Consider the following 23,366-nt stretch of genomic DNA (forward strand, 5'->3'; position numbering starts at 1 on the left):
GCCATCCTGCGCAGCCTCGCCTACAACGCCGCCACTGCCGCCGCCAGATCAATCACCTTCAAACCCATGTATCAGGCATTGCTCGCCAAAGGCTGGGCAACCACCCAAGCCTTGAACATCATTGCCAGAAAGCTCTTGCGCATCGCCTTCGGCGTATGGAAATCACGCAAACCCTTCGAGCGAGAACTCTTCCTCGCCAACCAGGCTTGCGTGAAACCATAGAATCTACGCATGGTTTTCACTGTGCCGCGCAGCAGGGCCAGGCAAGGCGATCACCACCGCCCGCCGGGCAACCGTAGGATGGGTGCAGCGCGAGAATTCTTAAGCAAGAACGCAGCTGCTGAACGCGCGAAACCCATGCGGCCGTGGGCAGCGTGTTTTTCGGCCACTGAAGAAAACAATCTACCCATGGCCGCATGGGTTCCGCGCGCTGAAGAGCGGAGTCCTCGTGGAGAGGATCTCGCGCTCCACCCATCCTACGCATGGTTTCCACTGTGCCGCGCAGCAGGGCCAGGCAAGGCGATCACCACCGCCCGCCGGGCAACCGTAGGATGGGTGCAGCGCGAGAATTCTTAAGCAAGAACGCAGCTGCTGAACGCGCGAAACCCATGCGGCCGTGGGCAGCGTGTTTTTCGGCCACTGAAGAAAACAATCTACCCATGGCCGCATGGGTTCCGCGCGCTGAAGAGCGAAGTCCTCGTGGAGAGGATCTCGCGCTCCACCCATCCTACGCCGCTTGGCAGAAGCTCAGGCGGTTGCCGAAAGGATCGATGACCGCCATCACCCGGCCCCAGGGCAGGTCCTCCACGCCGGGGCGCAGGTAGGCGTAGCGCCTCGCGCTCACCTCGGCATGGAAGTCGTCCACGCCGCGCATCGGCACGAACACGGCGGAGCCGGGCGTCGCGTCGCCATGGTGCTCCGTCAGGTGCAGCACCAGATCGCCGCGATGCACTTGCGCGTACAGCGGCATGCCCTCTTCATGCCGATGCTCCCAGTCCCACTCGAAGCCGAGGAAATCCAGATAGAACTCGCGCGCCTTCTCCACCGAGAAGATGCGCAGGACGGGAATGGCGGCGGAGAATTGCATGACGGTCTCGCGGCGGGGGGGATCGCGCCAGCATAGACCATCGAACGCGGGATGGGGAGCCGAAAAAAAGGCGGCCCGCCTCATGGCGGCCGCCCTCTGGAGCCCTGCGGCTTAGTTCAGGCTGGCGCCGGAGATCTTCACGATCTCCTGGTACTTCGCCTTCTCGCTCTTGACGAATTCGGCGAACGCCTCGGGCGTCATCGGCGCCGCTTCCGAACCCATCGTCAGCAGGCGCTGCTTCACGTCAGGCTGCTGCATGGCTTCCGAGTAGGCCTGGTTCAGCTTGGCGACCACCGGCGCGGGCGTGCCGCCCGTGGTGAACACGCCGAACCAGGTGCCCAGGTCGAAACCCTTGATGCCCGATTCCTCGACCGTCGGCACGTCGGCCAGCAGCGAGGAACGCTTGGCGGTGGTGACGGCCAGCGCCTTCACCTTGCCGTCCTTGATCAGGGGAGCCGAGGCCGCGAGGTTATCGAACATGAAGTCCGACTGGCCCGACAGCAGCGCGAGCTGGGCCGGGGCGGCGCCCTGGTAGGGGATGTGCTCGACCTTGATGTCGGCGCGCGCCTTCAGCAGCTCGCCCGACAGGTGGCCGGCGCTGCCGTTGCCGCCCGAGCCGTAGTTCAGCTTGCCCGGGTTCTTCTTGGCGTAGTCGATCAGATCGGCCAGCTTTTCGATCTTGTTCTTCTGGGCGAACTCGACGTTCATCACCAGCACGTTGGGCACCGAGGCCACGATCGTGACCGGCGCGAAATCCTTCACCGGGTCGTAAGGCAGGTTGGCGAACAGCCAGGGGTTGATCGCGTGCGTCGCGACCGCGCCCATCACCAGCGTGTAGCCGTCGGCCGGCGCCTTGGCCACCAGGTCGGCCCCGATGTTGCCGCCCGCGCCCGAGCGGTTTTCCACGATGACGGGCTGGCCCAGGGAGCCGCGCACCTTCTCGGCCAGCATGCGGGCCATGGTGTCCAGCGGGCCGCCGGGCGGGTAAGGCACAACGAAGCGCAGGGGCTTGGTCGGGAAATCGGTGGCTTGCGCCAGGGCAGGCGCGCCGAAAGGCAGGGTGGCGGCCAGCGCCACGGCGCCTTGCAGCAGGGCGCGGCGCACGGCGCTGCGGGGGGTCGGCTTCATGGGGGTTCTCCTCGCTCCGTATCAATAGCGGTCAGTAGCATACCGCAGCGGCGGCAAGGGCGTAACAAAGAGAAACCGGCAAAGTCCTCCGCTGCTCCGGTATCTGGGGCTCCGACGCCCTCCCGCCCCCGAGAGACTGCGGATCCGGGGTACGCCGCCAGCGGCGGACATCCGGCTACCTCGGCGCTACGCGGGAGAATACGCCCGCGGCGTTCAGGAGCCGGAAGCGGCGACGTCCCAATCCGGCCGCCTCCTGGCCTTGGCTGCAGCAACGCCCTCGATCGCCTCGGTGCGCAGTTGGCGGGCGAAGGCGCGCGATGCCGAATCCAGATAGGCCCCAAGTTCTTCCTCGTGCCAGCGCTGCTGGCCGAACAGGCCCCGCAGCATGCTCTTGGTGTGTCCGGCAGCGCGCGGCGCGGCGTCCACGCAGCGCCGCAACATGCCGGCGACTCCCTCCTCCCAGTCCTGCCCGGCATCGAACACATAGTCCAGCAGGCCGATGGCGCGCGCCGCGTCGGCGTCGATGCGCTCACCGGTCAGCATCATGCGCCTGGCCGCCTGCAGGCCGATGCGGGCGGCGACGAAGGGCAGGATCTGCGCCGGCACCAGCCCGATCGATACCTCGGGAAAACCGAAACGCGAGCCGCGCGCGCCGACTGCCAGGTCGGCGGCGCACACCAGGCCTGCGCCGCCCCCCATGGCGGCCCCCTGGGCGAGCACCACGGTGATCTTGGAACTGCCGGCGAAACGCTCAAGGAACCGTCCGTAGCGCCGGTTGCCCATGGCGACCGGATCCTGGCCGTCGGCGTCGGGCTGCGCGGCGATCCGGTCTGCGATGTTGCCCAGGTTGCCGCCCGCGCTGAATGCGGGCCCGGCCGCGCTGACGGCCACCACTCTCACGGCGGCGTCGGACTCGGCGCGAAAGAGCGCGTCTTCCAGATGCTCGACCATCTCCACGCCCAACGGATTACGCGTCTCTGGCCGGTTCAGGATCACGTGGAAGACCGCGCCGTCCCGCCGAGTCAGCAGCGGCGCATCCGCCGCCTCGTTAGATTGCGCCAGGTTCATGGTTTCCGCTCCCTCAGTACGCCGCGGCGGCCGGGGCGGCCGCCAGTTGAATAATCCCTTCCCGCGCCAGCGCGGCGATGTCGGCCGGCGAGTAGTCCAGCTCATGGAGCACCGCCTGCGTATCCTCGCCCACCGCGGGCACGCGCTCGCCGACGGCGCCTGCCGCGGCCTGCACGCCCGGCAAGCCCACGAACGGCACCTCGCCCAGGCCTGGCTGGCTGAGCGTCTGCACCAGACCCAGATGCCGCACCTGCTCATCCTCCTGGAATTGGTCGTAGTCCTTCACTTCGCCGTACAGGATGTCGTTCTCGCGGAAGCAATTCGTCCAGTACGCGGTCGGGCGCGAACGCAGTGCCTGCGCCACGCCCTGGTTGATCTCATCGCCCACCTGTATGCGGTGCTGCGGCGTATCCATACGGGGATCCGTCAGCCAGTCGTTCCGGCCGATGACCCGGCAGATCGCCGCGAACATCGCATTGTTCATGGCGAACACCAGCACATAGCCGTCCGCCGTGCTGAAGATCCCCTGCGGGTACGTGACGCTGGTGGCCGGCTCCCCCCGGCGCAAGACGTGGTCGATCAATGAGCTGTTCTGCAACGCCGCCATGGTGGCCAACAGGCTGACGTCGATATGGGTGCCCGAATGCCCCCGCTCGCGCGCGAACAACGCCCCTCCGATCGCATTGGCGGTGTACACACCGCAAGACAGGTCGCCGACGAACGGCTTCACTCGCTGGGGCAGGCCCGCGCCATCGCAATTGGCGGTCGTCAGCCCCGTCAGCGCCTGCATGACGGAATCGGTGCCGGGACGGTCGACATAAGGGCCCGACAGGCCGAACCCCGAAATCGAGGCATACACCAGCCGGGGATTGATTTCGCGCAACGCGGCATAGCCCACTCCCAGGCGGTCGGCCACGCCGGGGCGGAAGCTCTGCACCACCACGTCGGCTCGCGCCGCCAGCCGGTGCAGGACCTCCCGCCCGCCGCCGGTCTGGGCATCCAGCGCCAGGCTGCGCTTGCCGCGGTTGAAGGCCAGGGCGATAGCGCTGAATCCGCCGCGCGGCACGCCCATGCTGCGCCCCCAATCGCCATGGAAGGGTTCCACCTTCGTCACCTGCGCGCCCATCTGTCCCAGGATTTGCGCGCAATAGGGCCCCGCGATGCCTTGCGACAAGTCGAGCACATGCAGGCCCTCATACACCTTATGCAGAGGATACGGATCGATGAAGGAACTCACGGCTGTCTCCCTGGACTTGGGGAAAGGCTGGGCTTGTGCCCGACGCCTGTGGCCCCGGATAATCGTTTGCGTACGCTGGCACATAAGGAAATCTCATGGCGGTGCGCGATCTGGACATAGGTTTGCTCAGGACCTTCCTGGCGGTGGCCGACCGCGAGAATTTCGCGGGCGCGGCCGACCAGGTCTTCCGTACCCAGGCCGCGGTCTCGCAGCAGATGCAACGGCTCGAACGCATGCTGGACTGCAAACTGCTGGTGCGCGTGGGGCGGCACAAGCGCCTCACCGAACAGGGCGTCCGCCTGCGCGAATATGCGCGGCGCATGCTCGCGCTGAACGACGAAACCTGCCGCGCGATGAACCAGAGCGTCTTCGCCGCTCCGACCCGTATCGGCGTGTGCGCCGACGCCGTGGACACGATCCTGCCCGACTACCTGGCGCTGTGCGCGCGCACCTATCCCGGCATGCGCATCGAGATTCAGGTCAACCGCAGCCGCTGGCTGGCATCGGCGCTGCGCCGAGGCGACATCGACCTGCTGCTCGAACTCGAACAATTCGACGAGTTCCCCCGCATCACGTTTCGGACCTCGCCCGTGGTCTGGATTTCGGGCACGCATTTCCATCATCAGCAAAACCTCCCATTGCCCCTGGTGCTGGTGGACTCGCCCTGCGTCTTTCGCCGCATGGCGCTGAATCGCCTGGAGCAGGACAACCGCCCCTGGCGAAATGCCTTCCAAACGCCCACGCTGGCCGGCGTGCGCGCCGCCTTGCGGGCCGGACTGGGCATCACCCCGCGCACTATCGAGATGCTTACCCCCGGCCTCAAAGTCGTGGGGGAAGAAATCGGCCTGCCCGCCCTGCCGTCTGCCAGCTACCACCTCTACATGCGCGCGGGCGACACTCCCGACGGCGCCCGCAAGCTCAGCGAACTCTTCGTCCCTTCCTGAGCGCGTCTAGCGCTGCTGCATACCGGCGGCCACGATCACCTTGCCCCATTCCGCCGTATCGCGCCGCTGGATCGCCCGCAGGTCTTCGGGCGATCCGGGCTGCGGCAGCAAAGCTCGATCGGTCAGGAAGCGGCGGCCCTCCGGATTGTCGAGCGCGCCGTTGATCCATGCGGCCAGGCGCTGCGAAACCGCGGGTGGCGTCGAGGCCGCTGCCCAGATCGCAATCCACGACGAGACGTCGAAGCCCGGATAGCCGAGTTCCGCCACGGTCGGCACGTCCGGAAAGGCGGGCACCCGGGCCGCGGTGGATACCGCCAGGGCACGGATCTTGCCGGCGCGCATCTGGGGCGTCGCGGTAACGGCGTCGCAAAAATAGAAGTCGTACTGACCGCCCAGCAGATCCGTCATGGCCTGGGTACTGGCGCGGTACGGAATGTTCACCGCGTTGATGCCGGCGATCGCGCGAAAACGCTCGCCGGCGATACGGCCGCCTACGTTGGCGCTGGCAAAGCTGAGGCTGCCCTTGGAGGCCCGCGCGTCGGCGATGAACGCCTGCAGCGTTTCCGCCTTCACGCGCTGCGGGTTGACGACCAGGAAGTACGGCGCGGTCGCCAGCGTCGTCAACGGCGTGAAATCGCGCTCAGGATCGTAGGCCAGCGACTTGTAGATGCTGGCATTGGCCGCGTGCGTGGACGGCCCCGACACCAGCAGGTTGTAGCCGTCGCCGGATTGCCGCAATACGTACTCGGCGGCGATGTTGCCGTCGGCTCCGGGCCGGTTCTCGATGATGATCGGGCTGCCCACCTTGTCCCGAATCTTGTCCGCGACGTAGCGGATGATGGTGTCGGTCGCGCCGCCCGCGCCGTATGCCACGGTCACATGGACCGTCTTGTCCAGCGCCTGCGCGCGGGCGCCGCCGCAAACCGCCAGCAATGCGCCGGCCCCGGCCAGTTGAATGAATGCCCTGCGGGTCTGTTCCATTTTTAGTCTCCTCCCATCCTCTCGCTCCCGCTATCGCAGGATTTCGCCGGGACAAGGAATTTCCAGGTCCAACAGCATCTGGGCGTACGACTTGCCCAAGGGATCCGAGCGCAGGCTGGACGAACCGCCACCACCCAACGCGCGCCGCAGCACGAAATTGACCGCTCCCGTCCCCGGAAGCTCGAAACGCGACACCTCGCCCTGCACCAGGTGGCTGAAGTACTCGCGCACCCGCTCGGCAGTCAGCTCGCGAAGCAATACGGGCCAGTACGCTTCGGAACGCGCGATCACGCCGATGTTCGAATCGTCGCCCTTATCGCCGCTGCGGGCGTAGGCCAGCTTTGCGAGCGGCACCCGCAGCGCGCCATCCACGGCCTCCGCCGGCGCACGGGTTTGCTCGACGCCAGCGGAAACGTACGTGTCGTCCTCGCCGTTTTCCGGAACCGCCACCTCGGCGTGGAGGTCCCCACAGTCGAGCCAGACTGGCACGCACTGCTTGGCGATGTAGAAAGATCCGGTCTTGATGATGGCCTGGATATCGGAACGGCCGCCGAAGTGGCTGCGCGTGCCCGGCCCCATCGACGTCCCGGCCGAAGCGGACTCCTTCTGCAGGAACTCCAGCCCCTTGCGCTCGGAATGAGAGGCGGCGATGCGCAGGATCACCTCGCGGCTGTCGTTCTCGCGCGCGTTGCCGCCATACATGGCTTCCGCCCCCAGCAGCTCCACGACCGTGGACGCGTAGTCGGGCAGGCCGTTCAGCGCGAGCAGCCTGCGCGTGCGCCGCAGCAGCTCCTCCGCCGTGCGCAGGGCTTTCGCGCGCGCCCGCTGGCCGCGGATCGCCATCATGATGCCGATCTGATAGCCGGCGTGACCGGTCGCGGTAATCTTGTACCGCGTGGAAGGCGCGCGTCCGCGCGCGCCTTCCACGCGCACCCTGTCCGGCCCCGTCTCGCGGATGGAAACCTGCCGCAGGTCGCAAACCACATCGGGGAGTTCGTACGCCGCGGGATCACCGATTTCATACAGCAGCTGTTCAGCCACCGTGGCCCGGCTCACCAGGCCGCCGGTGCCGGGCGGCTTGGTCAGGTCAAACCCGCCATCCGGATCCAGCGCCACGATCGGATAGCCAATGTTGGCCCAATCCGGCACGGTCTCCCAATCGGTGAACAAGCCGCCCGTCGCCTGGGGACCGCATTCGATCAAATGCCCGGCCAGGCTGGCCTGAGCCAACTTGTCGTAATCTGAAAACGACCAGTCGAACTCGTGTATTGCCACAGCCAGCGCGCACGCACTATCCACCGCGCGCCCCGTGATCACGATGTCCGCGTCTTGCGCCAGCGCCTGGACGATGGGATACGCGCCCAGGTAGGCGTTGGCCGACAGCAAGGGGCCGAATCCGTCCAGATCGGACAGGAGGCGCCCCTGCGCATCGGTGAACTCGGCCTGCAGTTCGGACACGTCGTCGCCAGTGACGACGGCGATGCGCGGCGCCAGGCCTTGTTCCCGGGCAAAGGTAAGAATGGCGTCCCGGCACCCCCGGGGATTCAATCCACCGGCATTCGATACCAACCTCACGCCGCGTTCCAGCAGCGTCTTCAGGTGCGGACGCAGCACGCTGACGAAATCGGTCGCATAACCGAGATCGGGGTTGCGCATGCGGGCCCGCTGCAAGATGGACATGGTCGTCTCGGCCAGATAGTCGAAGACGATGTAGTCCAGCTTCTCGGCCGTGAGCAGTTGCGGAATCGCGATCTGGGAATCTCCCCAAAACCCCGAGGCGCATCCGATGTGCACGGCCCCTTTTGGCCGGCCAGCCCGGCTCTCGATATGGTTCGCGTTCATTGCTGCACCTCCATCAGTGCCTGCCCCGTGCTGACCTGATCTCCCGCGGCAACGGCCAGCTTCGCCACGATGCCCGTCCCGCCCGCGACGATGGACATTTCCATCTTCATGGACTCCAGCACCAGCACGGTCTGCTGCGCCGTCACGCTGTCGCCGTCCTGGACGTCGACGCTGATCACCCTTCCGCTCATCGGCGCCCGCAACAAGCGGGCCTGCCCGGCCTGCAGGTCCTCGCGTCCGGCAAAGCGCGTGGCCCGCAAGAAGCGCCAGACGCAGGCTCCGTCCTGCACCCACGCGTCGCCCGCCCCTGCCATCGCCACGCGCAGGCTGCGCCGCAGTCCGTCCACGACCAGCACCATGTCGCCGTCGCGGCGATGCATCGCATGGACCCGGATCTGCATGCCGTCCCCTTCCGCAATGTGGCCTTCCCAGGCTCGCACCAGCACGCCGCCGTCCGCCTCCCGCGAAATGCGCAGAAGCCTCGGCTTCCCATCGGAAGCATCGTCCAGCGCCACCTCGCCGGCCGCGGCAAGGCCGCCGCCGCCGGCCACGGGCCAGCCGGCCAGCGCCAGCGCCGCCGCGGCCACGGCATGCTCCGAAGGCTCCGCCCGCCAGTGATCGGACGCCATGTCCTGGCCGGCCAGGAAATTCGTCGTTACCCCGCCCTCGATAAAGTCCGGATGGTTGATCGCCCGGGCGAGGAAATGCAGGTTGGTCCGGACGCCCAGCAGGCTTCCGCCTTCGCAGGCTCTCGTCAGCTTGCGGATGCACTCCTCCCGCGTTTCGCCCCACGCCAGGTATTTGGCCAGCATCGAGTCATAGTGCGGGGTGATCTCCAGGCCGTCTTCGAGCGCGGTATCGACGCGCAGCCCGGCAGGCTCCACCCATCGGAGCACCGAGCCGACCTGCGGCACGAAGCCGGCGACGGGGTCTTCCGCGCAGATGCGAAGTTCCATCGCGTGGCCGTGGCGCTGCACGTCCTCCTGCCGCAGGGCCAGCGGCTCGCCCTGGGCGACCCTCAGCTGCCACTGCACCAGATCGAGGCCGGTGAGCAATTCGGTCACGCCGTGCTCGACCTGCAGCCGCGTGTTCATCTCCATGAAATAGAAATCGCCGGCCTCATCCACCAAGAATTCCAGCGTGCCCACCCCCACATAACCGATGGCCTGGCAGGCCCGCCTCGCGACGGCGCCCATTCGCTCGCGCAGCTCCGGCCCCACGGCGGGCGACGGGCTCTCTTCCACCAACTTCTGGTAGCGCCGTTGCAGCGAGCAGTCCCGTTCTCCCAGGTGCAGCACATTGCCATGTTCGTCGCACAGCACCTGGATCTCGACATGGCGAGCCGCCAGGATCGCCTTCTCCAGGATCAGCTCGTCCGACCCGAATGCTCCCAGCGCTTCGGAACGGGCCAGCGGCAGCGCCTGCGCCAGCGCCTCATCGTCATGCGCCAGCCGCATGCCGCGTCCTCCGCCGCCGGCGGCCGCCTTCAGCAGCACCGGGTAGCCGATGGCGCGCGCCCGCGCCGACAGTTCCCTATCGTCGGTGATGCCTTGCGCGCCGGACACCGTGGGCACATCGGCGCGTTGCAGCGCTTCCTTGGCGCGCGCTTTGTTGCCCATCAGGGCGATGACCTCGGCGGACGGCCCCACGAACGTCAGGCCTGCGTCCGCCACCGCGCGGGCGAACTCGGCGTTTTCGGACAGAAAACCGTAGCCCGGATGCACGGCTTGCGCGCCGCTCCGGGCGCAGGCTCGGAGGATCGCCTCCACGTTGCGATAACTGGCCTGGGCCGGCGCGGCGCCGATGTGCACTGCGAGGTCCGCCTCCCGCACATGGCGGGACTCCGCATCCGCGTCCGAGTACACCGCGACGGTGCGCAGGCCCAGGCCGCGCGCCGCCCGGATCACCCGCAGTGCGATTTCCCCCCGGTTGGCGACGAGCAAGGTATCGAATCTCATCATGTCCGTCCTTGCCGAATCAGGCCGCGCGCGCAGGCAGGATGCCCATGTGCTTGCAAATGATCGTGAGCATGACTTCGTCCGCGCCGCCGCCGATGGAAATCAGGCGCAGGTCGCGCCATGCGCGCGACACCGCGTTTTCCAAGGTAAAGCCCATGCCGCCCCAGTACTGCAGGCACGAGTCGGTGACCTCGCGACACAGGCGTCCGGCCTTGAGCTTGGCCATGGACGCCAACTCGGTCATATCGCCACCTTCCATGTGCACGCCTGCCGCGCGGTAGACCAGAGACCGCAGCATCTCGACCTCCGTCTTCAGTTCCGCCAGCCGGAAATGCACGGCCTGGTTGTCCAGCAGCGGCTTGCCGAAAACCTGGCGCTGACGCGTGTAGTCGATCGTGTCGTTGATTACATCGCTCAGCGCCGTCACGCGCCGGGTGGCGCCACTCAGGCGCTCCTCCTGGAACTGGCGCATCTGGTAGGTAAAGCCCATGCCCTCTTCGCCGATGCGGTAGCGCTGCGGCACGCGGACCTCGTCGAAAAACACTTGCGCGGTGTCGGAGGACCACATGCCCACCTTCTTGATCCTGCTCATCGTCACGCCGGGCACGGGTTGGCCGTTATCCTGCTTGAGGGGCACGCAGATCAGCGATTTGTTCCGATGCGGCTTGCCATCGCTGGTGTTGGCGAGCAGGCACATCCAGTCAGCCTGCGTGGCGTTCGTGATCCACATCTTCGAACCGCTGATCACATAGTCGTCGCCATCCTTGCGGGCGGTCGTCTTCAGCGAGGCGACGTCGGAGCCCGCGCCGGTTTCGGATACGCCCAGGCAGGCCACGTAGTCTCCGGCGATCGAGGGCCGCAGGAACTGTTCGCGCACGGAGTCGTTGCCAAAGCGCGCCAGCGCCGGCGTGGCCATGTCCGTCTGCACTGCTATCGCCATGCCGACACCGCCGGCGCGCACTGAACCGATGGCCTCGCAGAACGCGATTTCGTACGAATAATCCAGGCCCATCCCGCCGAACTCGACCGGCTTGTTCACTCCCAGGTATCCCGCCTTGCCGAGTTTCTTGAAGACGTCGTGGGCGGGAAATATCTCCGCGTCCTCCCATTGGTCCAGATAGGGATTGATCTCTTTCTCGATCAACTGGCGTACGCCGTCCTGCAACGCGATGTGCTCGTGGGTAAACATGGAATCTCCTCGTTAGAATCTTGCGACGCCGAACTGGATGGGATGAACGTCGCGCTTTGCCGACCGCGTGCACGCGGCCAACGCCACTCCCAGCACTTCCCGGGTAGCGCGCGGATCGATCACGCCGTCGTCCAGCAGCAGGCTGCTGGTGTGCACGGCGGAAGACTGAAGGTCGAATGTCCGGATGATTTCCTGGCTTTCCGCTTCCAGCGCGGCGGCGTCCGGCGTCGTGCCGGCGCGCTTGGCGCTGTTCTCGGCTACGCGCCGCATGGTCATGGCGGCCTGCTCGCCGCCCATCACGGCGGTCCTCGCATTCGGCCAGGAAAACAGGAAATCCGGCTTGAAGGCGCGTCCGCACATGCCGTAGTTGCCCGCGCCGAACGAGGCGCCGCAAAGCACGGTCAGGCGCGGCACGCCGGCATTGGACAAGGCCTGGATGAGCTTGGCGCCATGCTTGATCATGCCCGCCTCCTCATGGGCGCGCCCCACCACGAACCCCGTGATGTTCTGCAGGAAAACGATGGGCCTGCCCAGCTGGGAACACAGCTGTATGAACTGCGCGGCCTTGGTGGATCCGGCCGTGTCGAGCGGACCGTTGTTGGTCAGCAGCCCGATCGGGATGCCCAGGATGGCCCCATAGCCGCAAACCGTGGCCGGCCCGTAATCGGGCTTGAATTCATGGAAGTCGGACCCGTCGATCAGTCGCGCAATCACTTCGCGCATGTCCACCGGCACTCGGTAGTCCGCGGGCATGATGCCCAGCAGGTCCTGGAGGTCGTGCCGAGGTGGCGCGCCGGCGACGGCGTCTTCCTTTCCCGCCCATCCGAAGGCGCTCACGATGTCGCGCACCTGGAGGATGGCCTCGCGGTCGTTTTCGGCCACGTAATCGGCCAGGCCCGACACCGACGCGTGCATCTCCGCCCCGCCCAGCTCCTCTTCCGTGGCGATCTCTCCGGTGGCGGCCTGCAATAGCGCCGGGCCCGCAAGGAAGGCATGCGCCTGGTTGCGCACCATGACGACATAGTCGGACAAGCCGGGCAGATAGGCCCCGCCGGCCGTGGACGAGCCGTGCACCAGGGATATCACCGGGATGCCCGCCGCCGACAACCTGGCCAGGTTGTAGAACATGCCGCCGCCGTGGACGAAGCGTTCGGCGCGGTATTTCTTCAGATTCCCTCCGGCGCTTTCGACCAGCTGGATGAAAGGCAGCCGGTTGGCCAGCGCGATCTCCTGGCAGCGCATGACCTTCTGCGCCGTCATGGCCTGCATGGCGCCCGCGCTGATGCCGGCGTCGTTGATGACGATCATGCATTGCACGCCGCATACCTGTCCGACGCCCGCGATGATGGCCGCGCCCGGCACGCTGGTGGCGGGGTCCGGGTTCTCGATGCCGCAATAGCCCGCCAGCTTCATCAGTTCCAGGAATGGGCTGCCCGCATCGATCAGAGCCTCCAGGCGCTCCCGCGGAAGCAGCTTGCCGCGCTTGCGGAACGCGGGCGCGGCCTGGGCCGAGCGGTCCACCGCCCGCTGCTCCAGCTGCGACAGTTCCGACAGCAGCGCCAGCATCTGTTCGCGGTTGCGCTGGTAGGCAGGGGATTGCCTGTCGAGACGGGATTCCAGATCGGCCATGGTTGCAGGCACCTTATGTCGAGTTCCGGGAGGCTGCGGGGGACCGGCAGCGTGAACCTATGATGGGCTACGCGGACGCCCCGCACAATCAAGAACTCGTCCGCCGATAGTTAAGGATTGCTTAAGTGTTGCTGGCTTCGCCCTCGCGCCCCGCCAGGCAAAAAAAACCGCCTTGCGGCGGGTTGCTGGAAGTCCGGATGACTGGCGGGCAGGGCGCGACGAGCGCAGCGGCCCTAGCGCAAGCCCACCATCGTCGCGCGCAATTGCGATGCCGTTTGCCGCAATGGCTGGAGAAACTCCGCCACCGCGGCCTCTTCCTCGTAGGTGCCGGCCGTGAGGCTGACGTTGACGGCCGCCACGATGGTGCCGTCTTGATCGCGCACCGGCACCGCCAGGCCGGCGATGGAATCGTCCAATTCGCTGTCCACCCAGGCATAGCCCTGCTCTCGCGCCAGCAGAATCGCCTCGCGCAACCTGTCCTTGTCCACCACCGTGGCGGCCGTCATTTTTTTTAACCGGGCCGCTTGCAGATAGGCTTCCAGCGCCTCGTCTTCCAGGCCCGACAGCAAGACCCTGCCCATCGATACCGCGTGTGCCGGCAGGCGGCTGCCCAGCGACGGGCTCATGGGCAGGATGCGCTTGGTATGCAGGCGCTGCACGTAGACGATTTCTTCCTCGTCCAGCACCGAGACGGCGCAAGACTGGCCGATGCGCGCGCCCAGTTCCTCAAGCGCCAGCTGCGAGTGCCGCCAAAAGGGCAGCGTGTACAGGTAGGACAGGCCCAGGCGCAGCACCTTGGGCGTGAGCCAGTAGTGCTTGCCGTCGCTTTTCACGAAAGACAGTTCGACCAGCGTCATCAGGAAACGGCGCACCGCCGTGCGCGGCAATTCGACCGCCGACGCCACGTCGGCCAACGTCTGGCGCGCCTCTCCCTGGCCCATGGTTTCGATGATTTTGAGTCCGCGCGCGAAGGTGCGGACGAAAGATTCGCTGTCAGGCGTTGCCATAGGTGCTCCTGCATACGTGCTTGACACGTCCGCAACCAACTCTCAGAATGACCGTATAGCGGATGTTTATGTCCGCTTAGCGGTCATTATAAGCAGACTGATCGCAACGCGCAAGTCCGGGCCCGGCAATGCGCCTTCCCCACAACCCGCCCTGGAAAGGCCATGACTCAAACCACATTCGAGACAGATTTCTGGAAAGACGCCGCCACGCGCAAGATCTGGGACGACATCGTCCCCGGCGAGCCTCGCAAAACCATTCCCTACACCCTCACGCTGGAAGCCATTCAGAAGTACTGCCGCGTCGTCGACGACATGCATCCCCTGTACTTCGACGAAGCCTATGCGCTGAAGTCGCCCTACAAGGGCCTGATCGCGCCGCCGGCCATCCACATCCTCCTGATGTTCGCCTGCACGCCCACGGACGACTGGATGCGCAGCCCCGGCACGGTCAATGCCGGCCAATCCTGGAGCTACAACATCCCCGCCCGTCCGGGCGACGTCATCCGGCTGGAAGCCCGCGCGCTGGACAAGTTCATCCGCAAGGATCGCCTGTTCGTCGTGCACGACAACGTCTTCTTCAACCAGAACAACGAAGTGATCTGCTCCGGCCGCGGCTGGACTATCCGGCCCGTGTAAGGAGCATCAAGATGACCCAAGTATTCGACTCGCTCGCGATCGGCCAGAAAATCGAAGGCGCGCCCTTCTCGCCCACCCGCGAATCCATCCGCGCCTTCTGCGAAGCCTCGCTGGACTACAACCCCCTGCACCTGGACGACAACTACATGCAGGGCGACTTCGGCCGCACCAACTTCGGCGGCATCATCATGCACGGCATGAACAACTTCGGCGTGATCACGCGCATGCTGACCGACTGGCTCTATGAGCGCGGCGGCGTGCAACGCCGCCTGGAAACGCGCTGGAAGTCGCCCGTCAAGCCGGGCGACACGATCACCCCGCTGGCGGTGATCACGGCCACGCGCAAGACCGAGAAAAGCCATTGGGCGACGCTGGACGTGCAAGTGCTCAACCAGCGCGGCGAGACCGTGGCGGCAGGCGAAGCGATGGTGGAATTCCCCCGCTAAGGCCCTCCGGTATCCGCCATGCGGATACCGGTCCAGAACAACCGAGGAGACAACAATGAATCGCTGGTTGCACACCGCAGCCTCCCTGTGCCTGGGAGCGCTTTGCCTGTTACCCCTGGGCGCGCGCGCCCAGGCCTTCCCCGATCGCCCTGTCCGCCTGGTCGTGCCCTTCCCGCCTGGCGGCACCACCGACATCCTGGCCCGCATGCTGGGCAACGCGCTGGGCACGGAATGGAAACAGCCCGTGGTGATCGAAAACAAGCCCGGTGCGAGCGGCACGATCTTCTCCGAACAGCTGGCCCGCACGCCGGCCGACGGCTACACGCTGATGGTGACCGCCACGCACCACGTGATCAACCCGGCGCTGTACAAGAACCTGCGCTACGACAGCAAGAAGGACTTCACCGCGATCGCGCAGGTGGCCGCGGTGCCCAACGTGCTCGTCGTGAACCCCGACTTCGCCACGCGCAACCGCATAAACAGCGTCGCCGACCTGATCGCCTATGCGAAGGCCAATCCCGGCAAGGTGAACTTCGGTTCGGCGGGCACCGGCGGCGCCAACCATCTGTCCGGCGAGTTGTTCAAGTCCATGACCGGCGTATCCATGGTCCACATTCCCTACAAGGGCGCAGCGCCCGCCCTGAACGACTTGCTGGGCGGCCAGATCCCGATCATGTTCGACTCCGTTCCGGGCGTGCTTCAGCACATCAAGGCCCGCAAGTTGCGCGCCTTGGCCGTCACCTCGCTGACCCGCTCCGCCGCCCTGCCCGACGTGCCGACGATGGACGAAGCGGGCGTGAAGGGTTTCGAGGCCACGGCCTGGTTCGGGCTGTACGCGCCCGGCAACATGGATCCCAAGCTGCTCGCCAAGCTGTCCGGCGACGTCCTGGCCGCGTTGCGTTCTCCATCCATCCAGGAGCAGTTCGCGCAGCAAGGCGCCCTGCCGGGAACGATGACGCAGCCCGAGTACGCGAGCTTCGTCAACGCGGAAATGGACAAGTGGGCCAAGGTCATCAACGACGCCCAGATCACCATCCAGTAGGAGCAGGCATGACGGCAACACCCAGCAACACGCCGGCACGCGGCGCGCTCTCCCACATCCGCGTGCTGGATCTCTCGCGAATCCTGGCAGGCCCCTGGTGCACGCAAAACCTGGCCGACCTGGGCGCGGACGTGATCAAGATCGAACGCCCCGGCACGGGCGACGACACACGCGCCTGGGGGCCGCCCTGGATCCGGGACGGCGCGGGCCAGGATACGCGCGACTCTTCCTACTATGCCGCCGCGAACCGCGGCAAGAAGTCGCTGACCCTCGACATCTCCAGGCCCGAGGGCCAGCGCATCGTGCGGGAACTGGCGGCGCAAAGCGATGTGGTCATCGAGAACTACAAGATCGGCGACCTCAAGCGCTATGGCCTGGACTACGCCAGCCTGCGCGCCATCAACCCGCGCCTGGTGTATTGCTCCATCACCGGCTACGGACAGGAGGGCCCCAGCGCCAGCAAGCCCGGCTACGACTTCGTCTTCCAGGCCATCGGCGGCCTCATGAGCATCACCGGCGAACGCGACGACCTGCCCGGCGGCGGGCCGCAGAAAGCCGGCATCGCGATCGCCGACGTCATCACCGGGATGTACGCCACCATTGCCATCCTCGCCGCATTGAATCATCGCGATGTCTCCGGCCTGGGCCAGTACATCGACATGGCGCTGCTCGACTGCATCGTGGCCCTGGGTGGCAACCAGGTGACGGGCTACTTCGCCAATGGCAAGCTGCCCAAGCGCTACGGCAACGCCCATGCCAGCCTGGTGCCCTACCAGGTCTTCGCGGTGGCCGACGGCGAGATCGTCGTGGCCGTGGGCAACGACGACCAATGGCAACGCTATTGCGCGGCCATCGAGCGCCCGGACCTCGGCGCCGATGCGCGCTGGACCAAGGTCACGGGACGCATCCAGGGCCGCGACACCCTGGTGCCCGAGCTGGCGCGCAGCATGCTGGCGCGGCCCGCCGCCGACTGGATCGAACGGCTGGAAGCGAACGGCGTCCCCTGCGGACGCATCAACGACTACGCGCAAGTGTTCCAGGACCCCCAGGTGCTGCACCGCGGCCTGCGCGTGGACATTCCCCGGCCCGGCCACGCCGACATCGACGGCCAGGTGTCCACCATCGCCAGCCCGCTGCGGCTGAGCGACACGCCGCCGCGCTACGACCTGCCGCCGCCGCGGCTGGGCGACAGCACGGACAGCGTGCTCGGCGCGCTCCTGGGCTACAGCGCCGAGCAAATCGCCGGACTGCGCGAACAGCGCATCGTTTGAATGGACGCTCCCATGACGCAACCGGAATCCCCGCTGGCGATCTACCATCGCCACCTGTCGGCCGGGCACCTGGCCTATCAGTACGACGCGCGCGCCGAAAGCGCGGTCTTTCCCCCGCGCGTGCTCGGGCCGGGCTCCGGCAACCCGGCGCTCGAATGGCGGCTGAGCGCGGGCCTGGGCACCGTGCACGCCGTGACGGTCGTGCATCCTCGCGACCAGGACACCTACAACGTCGTCCTGATCGACCTGGACGAAGGCTTTCGCCTCATGAGCCGGGTCGAAGGCCGGCCCGCCATCGGCATGCGCGTGCGCATGCGCGCGCATACGCCGCCCGACGGCGGCCCGCCCTATCCCGTCTTCGATATCGAGGAGCCAGCATGACCCCCGCCCTGCAACGCGGCAGCGTCGCCATCGTCGGCGCCGCCGAATCCGACCTGGGCAAAGTCATGCCCGGCCTCGGCCCCCTCGACCTCATGGCGCAGGCCACGGCGCGCGCGCTGGACGACTGCGGCCTGAGCCTGGACGAGGTCGACGGGCTGTTCGCCACCACCTCGCAAAGCCGCATGCCCACGCTGGCGCTGGCCGAATACCTCGGCATCCAGCCGCGCTACCACGACGCCACGAACATGGGCGGCGCCTCGTTCATGACCATGGTTGCGCGCGCCCAGGCCGCGATCGAGGCCGGCCTGTGCCAAGTCGCCGTGATCGCCTACGGCAGCACCCAGCGCAGCATGGGGCGGGCCAACGTCGCCGCGCCCGACCCCAACCCGCATGAGGCCCCCTATCGGCCCATGTACACCGCCAGTTCCTACGCGCTGGCCGCCTCGCGCCACATGCACCAGTACGGCACGACCCGCCGGCAACTCGCCGACATCGCCGTCGCCGCCCGCCAATGGGCGCTGCTCAACCCGGCCGCCTGGGAGAAAAAGCCGCTCACGGTCGAAGACGTCCTGGCCTCGCCCATGATCAGCGAGCCGCTCACCCTGCGCGACTGCTGCCTGGTCACGGACGGCGGCGGAGCGCTCGTGCTGACCCGCGCCGAGCGCGCCCGCGACCTGCGCCGCCCGCCCGTCTACGCGCTGGGCGTGGGCGAGGCGCTCGGGCACTACTCCATCTCCGCCATGCCCGACCTGACGACCACGGCAACCGTGGCGTCCGGCGCCCAGGCCTATCGCATGGCCGGTCTGGCGGCGCGCGACATCGACGTCCTGCAGCTCTACGACGCCTTCACGATCACGCCCTTGCTCTTTCTCGAAGACCTGGGCTTCTGCCCCAAGGGCGAAGGCGGCCGCTATGTCGAAAACGGCCGCATCGCGCCCGGCGGCGAGCTGCCCGTCAACACCAGCGGCGGCGGCCTGTCGTATTGCCACCCCGGCATGTACGGCATCTTCGCGCTGATCGAAGCCACCCGCCAGCTGCGCGGCGAATGCGGAGAGCGGCAAATCGCCGACTGCCACACCGCGCTCGCCCACGGCAACGGCGGCACGCTGTCCAGCCAGAGCACCGTCATCCTCGGCGGCGCCGCCGCACTGTAGGGCCGAAAAAAATCCCCACGCGGCGTGGCGCCGCGCGGGGATTCCTGCCTGGAACCCTTGCGGAGGGTTCCGGGCAATTCGAGGCCGGAATCAGTGCAGGATCTGGCTCAGGAACAACTTGGTCCGCTCGTTCTGCGGGTTGTCGAAGAACTCGTCCGGGCTGTTCTGCTCGATGATTTCGCCCCGGTCCATGAAGATCACGCGGTTGGCGACCTTGCGCGCGAAGCCCATCTCGTGGGTCACGCAGATCATGGTCATGCCGCTTTCCTGGGCCAGGCTCACCATCACGTCCAGCACTTCCTTGACCATTTCCGGGTCCAGCGCCGAGGTGGGCTCATCGAACAGCATGATCTTGGGATTCATGCACAGGGACCGGGCGATCGCCACGCGCTGCTGCTGGCCGCCCGACAGCTGGCCGGGAAACTTCGTGGCCTGCTCCGGGATGCGCACGCGCTCCAGGTACTTCATGGCGGTGGCTTCGGCCTCGGCGCGCGGCTTCTTCAGCACCCACATGGGGCCCAGCGTCAGGTTCTCCAGCACCGTCAGGTGCGGAAACAGATTGAAGTGCTGGAACACCATGCCGACGTCCTTGCGGATGGTCTCGATGTGCTTCAGGTCGTTGGTGAGCTCCGTGCCGTCCACGATGATGTGGCCCTTCTGGTGCTCTTCCAGGCGGTTGATGCAGCGGATCATGGTGGACTTGCCCGAACCCGACGGTCCGCACACCACGATGCGTTCACCCGGCGCGACGTCCAGGTTGATGTTGCGCAGCACGTGGAACTGGCCGTACCACTTGTTCACGTCCTGCATTCGAATGATGGCATCAGACATGCCTGTACTCCCGTAAGTATCGCGGTGCGCGCCCGCCCCGGGGCGGGCGCGCTGCAAGGTTCTAGCGTGCGTGTCCCGTGGCCAGGCGTTTTTCCAGCGCCTGGCTGTATTTGGACATGGAGAAGCAGAAGACGAAGTAGATGAGCGAAATGAACAGGTACGCCTCCACCCCGAATCCGCGCCATGCCGCGTCGGACAAGGCCGCCTTGGCCGCCAGCGTCAAGTCGAAGATGCCGATGATCACCACCAGCGAGGTGTCCTTGAACAGCGCGATGAAAATGCTGACCAGCGGCGGAATGACGATCTTCAGCGCCTGGGGCAGGATGATCTTGCGCATCTGCTGCCAGTAATTCAGGCCCAGCGAATCCGCGCCCTCGTACTGGCCCTTGGGGATCGCCTGCAAACCGCCGCGCACCGTTTCGGCGATATACGCCGCCGCGAACATGATGATCGCGATCTGCGCGCGCAGCAGCTTATCGATGGAGAAGCCTTCCGGCAGGAACAGCGGCAGCATCACCGACGACATGAACAGCAGGCTGATCAGCGGCACGCCGCGGATCAGCTCGATGTACACGACGCACAGCGCCTTGATGGCGGGCATCTTCGAGCGCCGGCCCAGGGCCAGCAGCACGCCGATGGGGAACGCGAAGGCGATGCCGAACGTGGACAGGATGAGCGTGAGCGGCAGACCGCCCCAGCGCGCGTTCTCCACGTAGGACAGGCCGAGCACGCCGCCCCACATCAGGACGGCCACGGCCGTGAGGCCCACGGTCCAGATGATGGCCAGCTTCCAGTTCCAGAAGCGGCGGATGCCGCTGCACACGATCACCGCGACCAGGATGATGGTCGCGATCAAGGGGCGCCACTGCTCGTCGAACGGATAGGTGCCGAACAGGATCAGGCGGTGCTTCTCGATGATGAAGGCCCAGCAGGCGCCGCCGGAGGCGCGGCATTCCTGGGCGTTGGTCGCGTTGAAGTCGGCCTTGATGAAGGCCCACTCCACCAGCGCCGGCACCGCCATGAGCAGGAACCACGCCAGCAGCACCGTGATCAGGATGTTCAGCGGCGACGAGAACAGGCGCGATTTGAGCCAGGCCCACGGGCCCACGTGGGAGCTGGGCGGCGGCATGGCTTCGGTGGGGGTATGCGTAGTGCTGCTCATATCAACGCTCCACCAGCGCGATGCGCTTGTTGTACCAGTTCATGAAGATCGAGATCGACAGGCTGACCGTGAGATACGCGCCCATGATGATCAGGATGCCCTCGATGGCCTGGCCAGTCTGGTTCAGTGTCGTGTTGACCACCGACACGATGTCCGGATAGCCGATGGCCACGGCCAGCGAGCTGTTCTTGGTCAGGTTCAGGTATTGGCTGGTCATCGGGGGGATGATCACGCGCAAGGCCTGCGGCAGCACCACCAGGCGCAGCACCTGCTTGCGGCGCAGCCCCAGCGAGCCCGCGGCTTCCCATTGGCCGTTGTTCACCGCCTGGATGCCCGAGCGGACCACTTCGGCGATGAACGCCGAGGTATAGATCACCAGGCCGGCCAGCAACGCGGCGAATTCCGGCGACAGCGTCAGGCCGCCCGAGAAGTTGAAGCCCTTGAGCTGCGGCATGTCCAGCGTCAGCGACGCGCCGCTGACCAGCCAGCCGACGATGGGCAGGCCGATGAGCAGGCCGATGGCCGCGCGGCCCAGCGGGAACACCCGGCCCGTGGCCTCCTGGCGCTTCTTGCCCCAGTGGCCCAGGAAGATGATGGCGATGATGGCCACGGCCAGGCCGCCGAGCATCCAGTCCAGCGAGTTCCCTTCCAGCGCCGGCACCTTCAGGCCGCGGTTGGAAATGAAGACGCCGGGCAGCGGATTGTGCGCCTGGCGCGGACCCGGCATGTTCTCGGTGATGAGCGCGTACCAGAAGAAGAGCTGCAGCAGCAGCGGCACGTTGCGCATCACCTCGACGTAGAACGAGGTGACCTTCGCCACCAGCCAGTTCTTGGACAGGCGGCCGATGCCGATCAGCGTGCCGAGTATCGTCGCCAGCACGATGCCGATGACGGCCACGCGCAGCGTGTTGAGCAAGCCGACCAGGATGGCGCGGCCGTAGGTGTCCGCCGGGGAATAGGAAATGGGGGTTTCGCCGATCGCGAACCCGGCCTCTCGGTGAAGAAAGCCGAAGCCCGTGGCGATGTTGCGCACGGACAGGTTGTGCAGGGTATTGGAAACCAGGAACCACACGGCCCAGGCAACCGCGCTCAGCGCAAGCACCTGGTAGACCACGGACCGTACGCCGGGGTCGTTCCAGTTCAGGCGCCGCGGAGGTGCCGAAAGCGGGGCGTTTTTATCGGGAGTCGTCATATGAATCTACAGAAGTCGAACATCCGGCGGCAGGGCGCCAGCCCCGCCACCCACTCCTGCCGCCCGCTCAAGGCGGGCTAGGGCCCGTGCGACGCTCCGTCTGGTGTCAACAGGCCCTAGGCAAAACGGAGCTCTAGGCTCCGTTTTACCAGGCAGCCGCGCTTTAGCGCACCGGCCAGCCGTACATCAAGCCCCCTTGCTTGTAAGAGGCGTTCAAACCACGTTCCAGCTTCATGGCGCTGTTCTTGCCCAGCGTGCTTTCGAAGCTTTCACCGTAGTTGCCCACGTTCTTGATGATGTTGTAGGCCCACTTGTCGTCCACGCCCAGGTTCTTGCCCATGCCCGGGGTCACGCCCAGGATGCGCTGGATGTTGGGATTGGTGCTCTTGGTCATTTCATCGACGTTGGCCTTGGTGATGCCGTATTCCTCGGCTTCCAGCATGGCGTTGAGCGACCAGCGAACGATGTTGAACCATTGCTCGTCGCCCTGGCGGACCATGGGGCCCAGCGGCTCCTTGGAGAAGTCTTCCGGCAGGATGACGAACTTGTCCGGGTTCTCAAGCGTGGTGCGGGTCGAGGCCAGCTGCGACTTGTCGGTCGTGAAGGCATCGCAACGGCCGGCCGAGAAGGCGCGGATGATTTCGTCGTACTTGTCGATCACGACAGGCTTGAATTCGATCTTCTGGCCGCGGAACCAGTCGGCCAGGTTCAGCTCGGTCGTGGTGCCGGGCTGCACGCAGATCGTGGCGCCGTTGAGTTCCTTGGCGCTCTTGACGTTCAGGTCCTTGGAGACCATGACGCCCTGGCTGTCGTAGTAGTTGACCCCCACGCCGATCAGGCCCAGCGTGGTGTCGCGCGTCAGCGTGACGGTGGTGTTGCGGGTCAGGACGTCGACTTCGCCGGACTGCAGCGCGGTGAAGCGCTGCTGCGTGTTCAGGGGGGTGAACTTGACCTTGGTGGCATCGCCGAACATGGTCGAGGCGATGGCGCGGCACAGGTCCACGTCGATGCCCTTGTATTCACCCTTGCTGTCGGCGATGGAGAACCCCGGAATGCCCGTCGAAACCCCGCACTGGACAAACCCTTTTTTCTTGACGTTGTCGAAGGTCGCGCCCGCGTTGGCTGCCGCCGAAGCAGCAAACAAGGCAGCGCCGACCGCAGCGAGTTTCAGTACTTTCATC

General features: G+C 66.3%; 21 protein-coding genes and 1 pseudogene. 8 read left to right on the forward strand and 14 right to left on the reverse strand.

Annotated elements, in window-relative coordinates; all coding sequences use genetic code 11:
• Positions 1-222 (forward strand): annotated as a pseudogene (locus ADE01S_RS31830) (hypothetical protein); the annotation flags it as partial.
• Positions 223-727: 505 nt separating this feature from the next.
• On the opposite strand, the gene ADE01S_RS20410 reads toward ADE01S_RS31830, so the two are convergent.
• The 4 genes from ADE01S_RS20410 to ADE01S_RS20425 all read right to left on the reverse strand — a co-directional run bounded on the left by ADE01S_RS20410 (position 728) and on the right by ADE01S_RS20425 (position 4,520).
• Entirely contained in the window at positions 728-1,087 is a 360-nt protein-coding gene (locus ADE01S_RS20410) for a glyoxalase superfamily protein (protein ID WP_062683582.1), read from the reverse strand.
• A 111-nt stretch (positions 1,088-1,198) separates the two neighbouring features.
• Positions 1,199-2,215, reverse strand: a complete 1,017-nt coding sequence (locus tag ADE01S_RS20415; RefSeq protein ID WP_062683583.1) for a Bug family tripartite tricarboxylate transporter substrate binding protein — start codon at positions 2,213-2,215, stop codon at positions 1,199-1,201.
• Between the two features lie 213 nt (positions 2,216-2,428).
• Positions 2,429-3,283, reverse strand: a complete 855-nt coding sequence (locus tag ADE01S_RS20420) for an enoyl-CoA hydratase/isomerase family protein (protein WP_062683584.1) — start codon at positions 3,281-3,283, stop codon at positions 2,429-2,431.
• Between the two features lie 13 nt (positions 3,284-3,296).
• On the reverse strand, positions 3,297-4,520 hold the full coding sequence (locus ADE01S_RS20425; RefSeq protein ID WP_062683585.1) for a CaiB/BaiF CoA transferase family protein: 1,224 nt from the start codon (positions 4,518-4,520) through the stop codon (positions 3,297-3,299).
• Positions 4,521-4,615: 95 nt separating this feature from the next.
• On the opposite strand from ADE01S_RS20425, the gene ADE01S_RS20430 reads away from it, so the two are divergent.
• Complete coding sequence (locus tag ADE01S_RS20430; RefSeq protein ID WP_172600276.1) at positions 4,616-5,464, forward strand: LysR family transcriptional regulator; 849 nt, start codon at positions 4,616-4,618, stop codon at positions 5,462-5,464.
• 6 nt (positions 5,465-5,470) lie between these two features.
• On the opposite strand, the gene ADE01S_RS20435 is transcribed toward ADE01S_RS20430, so the two are convergent.
• From ADE01S_RS20435 to ADE01S_RS20460, 6 genes are all read right to left on the reverse strand, one after another.
• Positions 5,471-6,445, reverse strand: a complete 975-nt coding sequence (locus tag ADE01S_RS20435; RefSeq protein ID WP_062683586.1) for a Bug family tripartite tricarboxylate transporter substrate binding protein — start codon at positions 6,443-6,445, stop codon at positions 5,471-5,473.
• A gap of 30 nt (positions 6,446-6,475) precedes the next feature.
• Entirely contained in the window at positions 6,476-8,287 is a 1,812-nt protein-coding gene (locus tag ADE01S_RS20440) for an acyclic terpene utilization AtuA family protein (protein ID WP_062683587.1), read from the reverse strand.
• On the reverse strand, positions 8,284-10,245 hold the full coding sequence (locus tag ADE01S_RS20445) for an acetyl/propionyl/methylcrotonyl-CoA carboxylase subunit alpha (RefSeq protein ID WP_062683665.1): 1,962 nt from the start codon (positions 10,243-10,245) through the stop codon (positions 8,284-8,286). The genes ADE01S_RS20440 and ADE01S_RS20445 overlap by 4 nt, the downstream gene beginning before the upstream one ends.
• A 19-nt stretch (positions 10,246-10,264) precedes the next feature.
• Positions 10,265-11,434 (reverse strand): acyl-CoA dehydrogenase family protein, encoded by a 1,170-nt coding sequence (locus ADE01S_RS20450; RefSeq protein ID WP_062683588.1) that lies wholly within the window; start codon positions 11,432-11,434, stop codon positions 10,265-10,267.
• Positions 11,435-11,446: 12 nt separating this feature from the next.
• Positions 11,447-13,063, reverse strand: a complete 1,617-nt coding sequence (locus ADE01S_RS20455; protein WP_062683589.1) for an acyl-CoA carboxylase subunit beta — start codon at positions 13,061-13,063, stop codon at positions 11,447-11,449.
• Between the two features lie 233 nt (positions 13,064-13,296).
• Positions 13,297-14,070: an IclR family transcriptional regulator domain-containing protein gene (locus ADE01S_RS20460; RefSeq protein ID WP_062683590.1), complete on the reverse strand. Its 774-nt coding sequence runs from the start codon at positions 14,068-14,070 to the stop codon at positions 13,297-13,299.
• A gap of 162 nt (positions 14,071-14,232) precedes the next feature.
• Here ADE01S_RS20460 and ADE01S_RS20465 point away from each other — a divergent pair, with 162 nt between their 5' ends.
• From ADE01S_RS20465 to ADE01S_RS20490, 6 genes are read left to right on the forward strand one after another with little or no spacing between them, the layout of a single operon-like run.
• Positions 14,233-14,706, forward strand: a complete 474-nt coding sequence (locus ADE01S_RS20465; RefSeq protein ID WP_013397126.1) for a MaoC family dehydratase — start codon at positions 14,233-14,235, stop codon at positions 14,704-14,706.
• 11 nt (positions 14,707-14,717) lie between these two features.
• A complete protein-coding gene (locus ADE01S_RS20470; protein ID WP_062683591.1) occupies positions 14,718-15,152 on the forward strand; it encodes a MaoC family dehydratase in 435 nt (144 codons plus the stop codon).
• 55 nt (positions 15,153-15,207) lie between these two features.
• Positions 15,208-16,194, forward strand: coding sequence for a Bug family tripartite tricarboxylate transporter substrate binding protein (locus ADE01S_RS20475; protein WP_082775861.1), 987 nt, complete (start codon positions 15,208-15,210; stop codon positions 16,192-16,194).
• A gap of 8 nt (positions 16,195-16,202) precedes the next feature.
• Complete coding sequence (locus tag ADE01S_RS20480; protein ID WP_062683592.1) at positions 16,203-17,465, forward strand: CaiB/BaiF CoA transferase family protein; 1,263 nt, start codon at positions 16,203-16,205, stop codon at positions 17,463-17,465.
• 12 nt (positions 17,466-17,477) lie between these two features.
• Positions 17,478-17,846, forward strand: a complete 369-nt coding sequence (locus ADE01S_RS20485; protein ID WP_242663464.1) for a Zn-ribbon domain-containing OB-fold protein — start codon at positions 17,478-17,480, stop codon at positions 17,844-17,846.
• A complete protein-coding gene (locus tag ADE01S_RS20490; protein ID WP_062683594.1) occupies positions 17,843-19,000 on the forward strand; it encodes an acetyl-CoA acetyltransferase in 1,158 nt (385 codons plus the stop codon). The genes ADE01S_RS20485 and ADE01S_RS20490 overlap by 4 nt, the downstream gene beginning before the upstream one ends.
• 90 nt (positions 19,001-19,090) lie before the next feature.
• Here ADE01S_RS20490 and ADE01S_RS20495 read toward each other — a convergent pair whose 3' ends face one another.
• The 4 genes from ADE01S_RS20495 to ADE01S_RS20510 all read right to left on the reverse strand — a co-directional run bounded on the left by ADE01S_RS20495 (position 19,091) and on the right by ADE01S_RS20510 (position 23,365).
• On the reverse strand, positions 19,091-19,831 hold the full coding sequence (locus ADE01S_RS20495; protein WP_062683595.1) for an amino acid ABC transporter ATP-binding protein: 741 nt from the start codon (positions 19,829-19,831) through the stop codon (positions 19,091-19,093).
• A 61-nt stretch (positions 19,832-19,892) separates the two neighbouring features.
• Positions 19,893-20,993: an amino acid ABC transporter permease gene (locus tag ADE01S_RS20500; RefSeq protein ID WP_062683596.1), complete on the reverse strand. Its 1,101-nt coding sequence runs from the start codon at positions 20,991-20,993 to the stop codon at positions 19,893-19,895.
• Between the two features lies 1 nt (position 20,994).
• Complete coding sequence (locus ADE01S_RS20505; protein WP_062683597.1) at positions 20,995-22,185, reverse strand: amino acid ABC transporter permease; 1,191 nt, start codon at positions 22,183-22,185, stop codon at positions 20,995-20,997.
• Between the two features lie 163 nt (positions 22,186-22,348).
• A complete protein-coding gene (locus tag ADE01S_RS20510; protein WP_062683598.1) occupies positions 22,349-23,365 on the reverse strand; it encodes an amino acid ABC transporter substrate-binding protein in 1,017 nt (338 codons plus the stop codon).
• Position 23,366 lies beyond the last annotated feature (1 nt).

The organism is Achromobacter denitrificans NBRC 15125, from assembly GCF_001571365.1.
GTDB classification, from domain to species: domain Bacteria; phylum Pseudomonadota; class Gammaproteobacteria; order Burkholderiales; family Burkholderiaceae_B; genus Achromobacter; species Achromobacter denitrificans.

What these genes read in the sequence shown, in the direction of transcription:
- ADE01S_RS20490 (WP_062683594.1), top strand. Translation starts at nt 17,843, where the DNA reads ATGACCCCCGCCCTGCAACGCGGCAGCGTCGCCATCGTCGGCGCCGCC.
- ADE01S_RS20455 (WP_062683589.1), bottom strand. Translation starts at nt 13,063, where the DNA reads ATGGCCGATCTGGAATCCCGTCTCGACAGGCAATCCCCTGCCTACCAG.
- ADE01S_RS20410 (WP_062683582.1), bottom strand. Translation starts at nt 1,087, where the DNA reads ATGCAATTCTCCGCCGCCATTCCCGTCCTGCGCATCTTCTCGGTGGAG.
- ADE01S_RS20440 (WP_062683587.1), bottom strand. Translation starts at nt 8,287, where the DNA reads ATGAACGCGAACCATATCGAGAGCCGGGCTGGCCGGCCAAAAGGGGCC.
- ADE01S_RS20495 (WP_062683595.1), bottom strand. Translation starts at nt 19,831, where the DNA reads ATGTCTGATGCCATCATTCGAATGCAGGACGTGAACAAGTGGTACGGC.
- ADE01S_RS20470 (WP_062683591.1), top strand. Translation starts at nt 14,718, where the DNA reads ATGACCCAAGTATTCGACTCGCTCGCGATCGGCCAGAAAATCGAAGGC.
- ADE01S_RS20475 (WP_082775861.1), top strand. Translation starts at nt 15,208, where the DNA reads ATGAATCGCTGGTTGCACACCGCAGCCTCCCTGTGCCTGGGAGCGCTT.
- ADE01S_RS20480 (WP_062683592.1), top strand. Translation starts at nt 16,203, where the DNA reads ATGACGGCAACACCCAGCAACACGCCGGCACGCGGCGCGCTCTCCCAC.
- ADE01S_RS20485 (WP_242663464.1), top strand. Translation starts at nt 17,478, where the DNA reads ATGACGCAACCGGAATCCCCGCTGGCGATCTACCATCGCCACCTGTCG.
- ADE01S_RS20435 (WP_062683586.1), bottom strand. Translation starts at nt 6,445, where the DNA reads ATGGAACAGACCCGCAGGGCATTCATTCAACTGGCCGGGGCCGGCGCA.
- ADE01S_RS20465 (WP_013397126.1), top strand. Translation starts at nt 14,233, where the DNA reads ATGACTCAAACCACATTCGAGACAGATTTCTGGAAAGACGCCGCCACG.
- ADE01S_RS20500 (WP_062683596.1), bottom strand. Translation starts at nt 20,993, where the DNA reads ATGAGCAGCACTACGCATACCCCCACCGAAGCCATGCCGCCGCCCAGC.
- ADE01S_RS20450 (WP_062683588.1), bottom strand. Translation starts at nt 11,434, where the DNA reads ATGTTTACCCACGAGCACATCGCGTTGCAGGACGGCGTACGCCAGTTG.
- ADE01S_RS20460 (WP_062683590.1), bottom strand. Translation starts at nt 14,070, where the DNA reads ATGGCAACGCCTGACAGCGAATCTTTCGTCCGCACCTTCGCGCGCGGA.
- ADE01S_RS20445 (WP_062683665.1), bottom strand. Translation starts at nt 10,245, where the DNA reads ATGAGATTCGATACCTTGCTCGTCGCCAACCGGGGGGAAATCGCACTG.
- ADE01S_RS20510 (WP_062683598.1), bottom strand. Translation starts at nt 23,365, where the DNA reads ATGAAAGTACTGAAACTCGCTGCGGTCGGCGCTGCCTTGTTTGCTGCT.
- ADE01S_RS20415 (WP_062683583.1), bottom strand. Translation starts at nt 2,215, where the DNA reads ATGAAGCCGACCCCCCGCAGCGCCGTGCGCCGCGCCCTGCTGCAAGGC.
- ADE01S_RS20505 (WP_062683597.1), bottom strand. Translation starts at nt 22,185, where the DNA reads ATGACGACTCCCGATAAAAACGCCCCGCTTTCGGCACCTCCGCGGCGC.
- ADE01S_RS20420 (WP_062683584.1), bottom strand. Translation starts at nt 3,283, where the DNA reads ATGAACCTGGCGCAATCTAACGAGGCGGCGGATGCGCCGCTGCTGACT.
- ADE01S_RS20430 (WP_172600276.1), top strand. Translation starts at nt 4,616, where the DNA reads ATGGCGGTGCGCGATCTGGACATAGGTTTGCTCAGGACCTTCCTGGCG.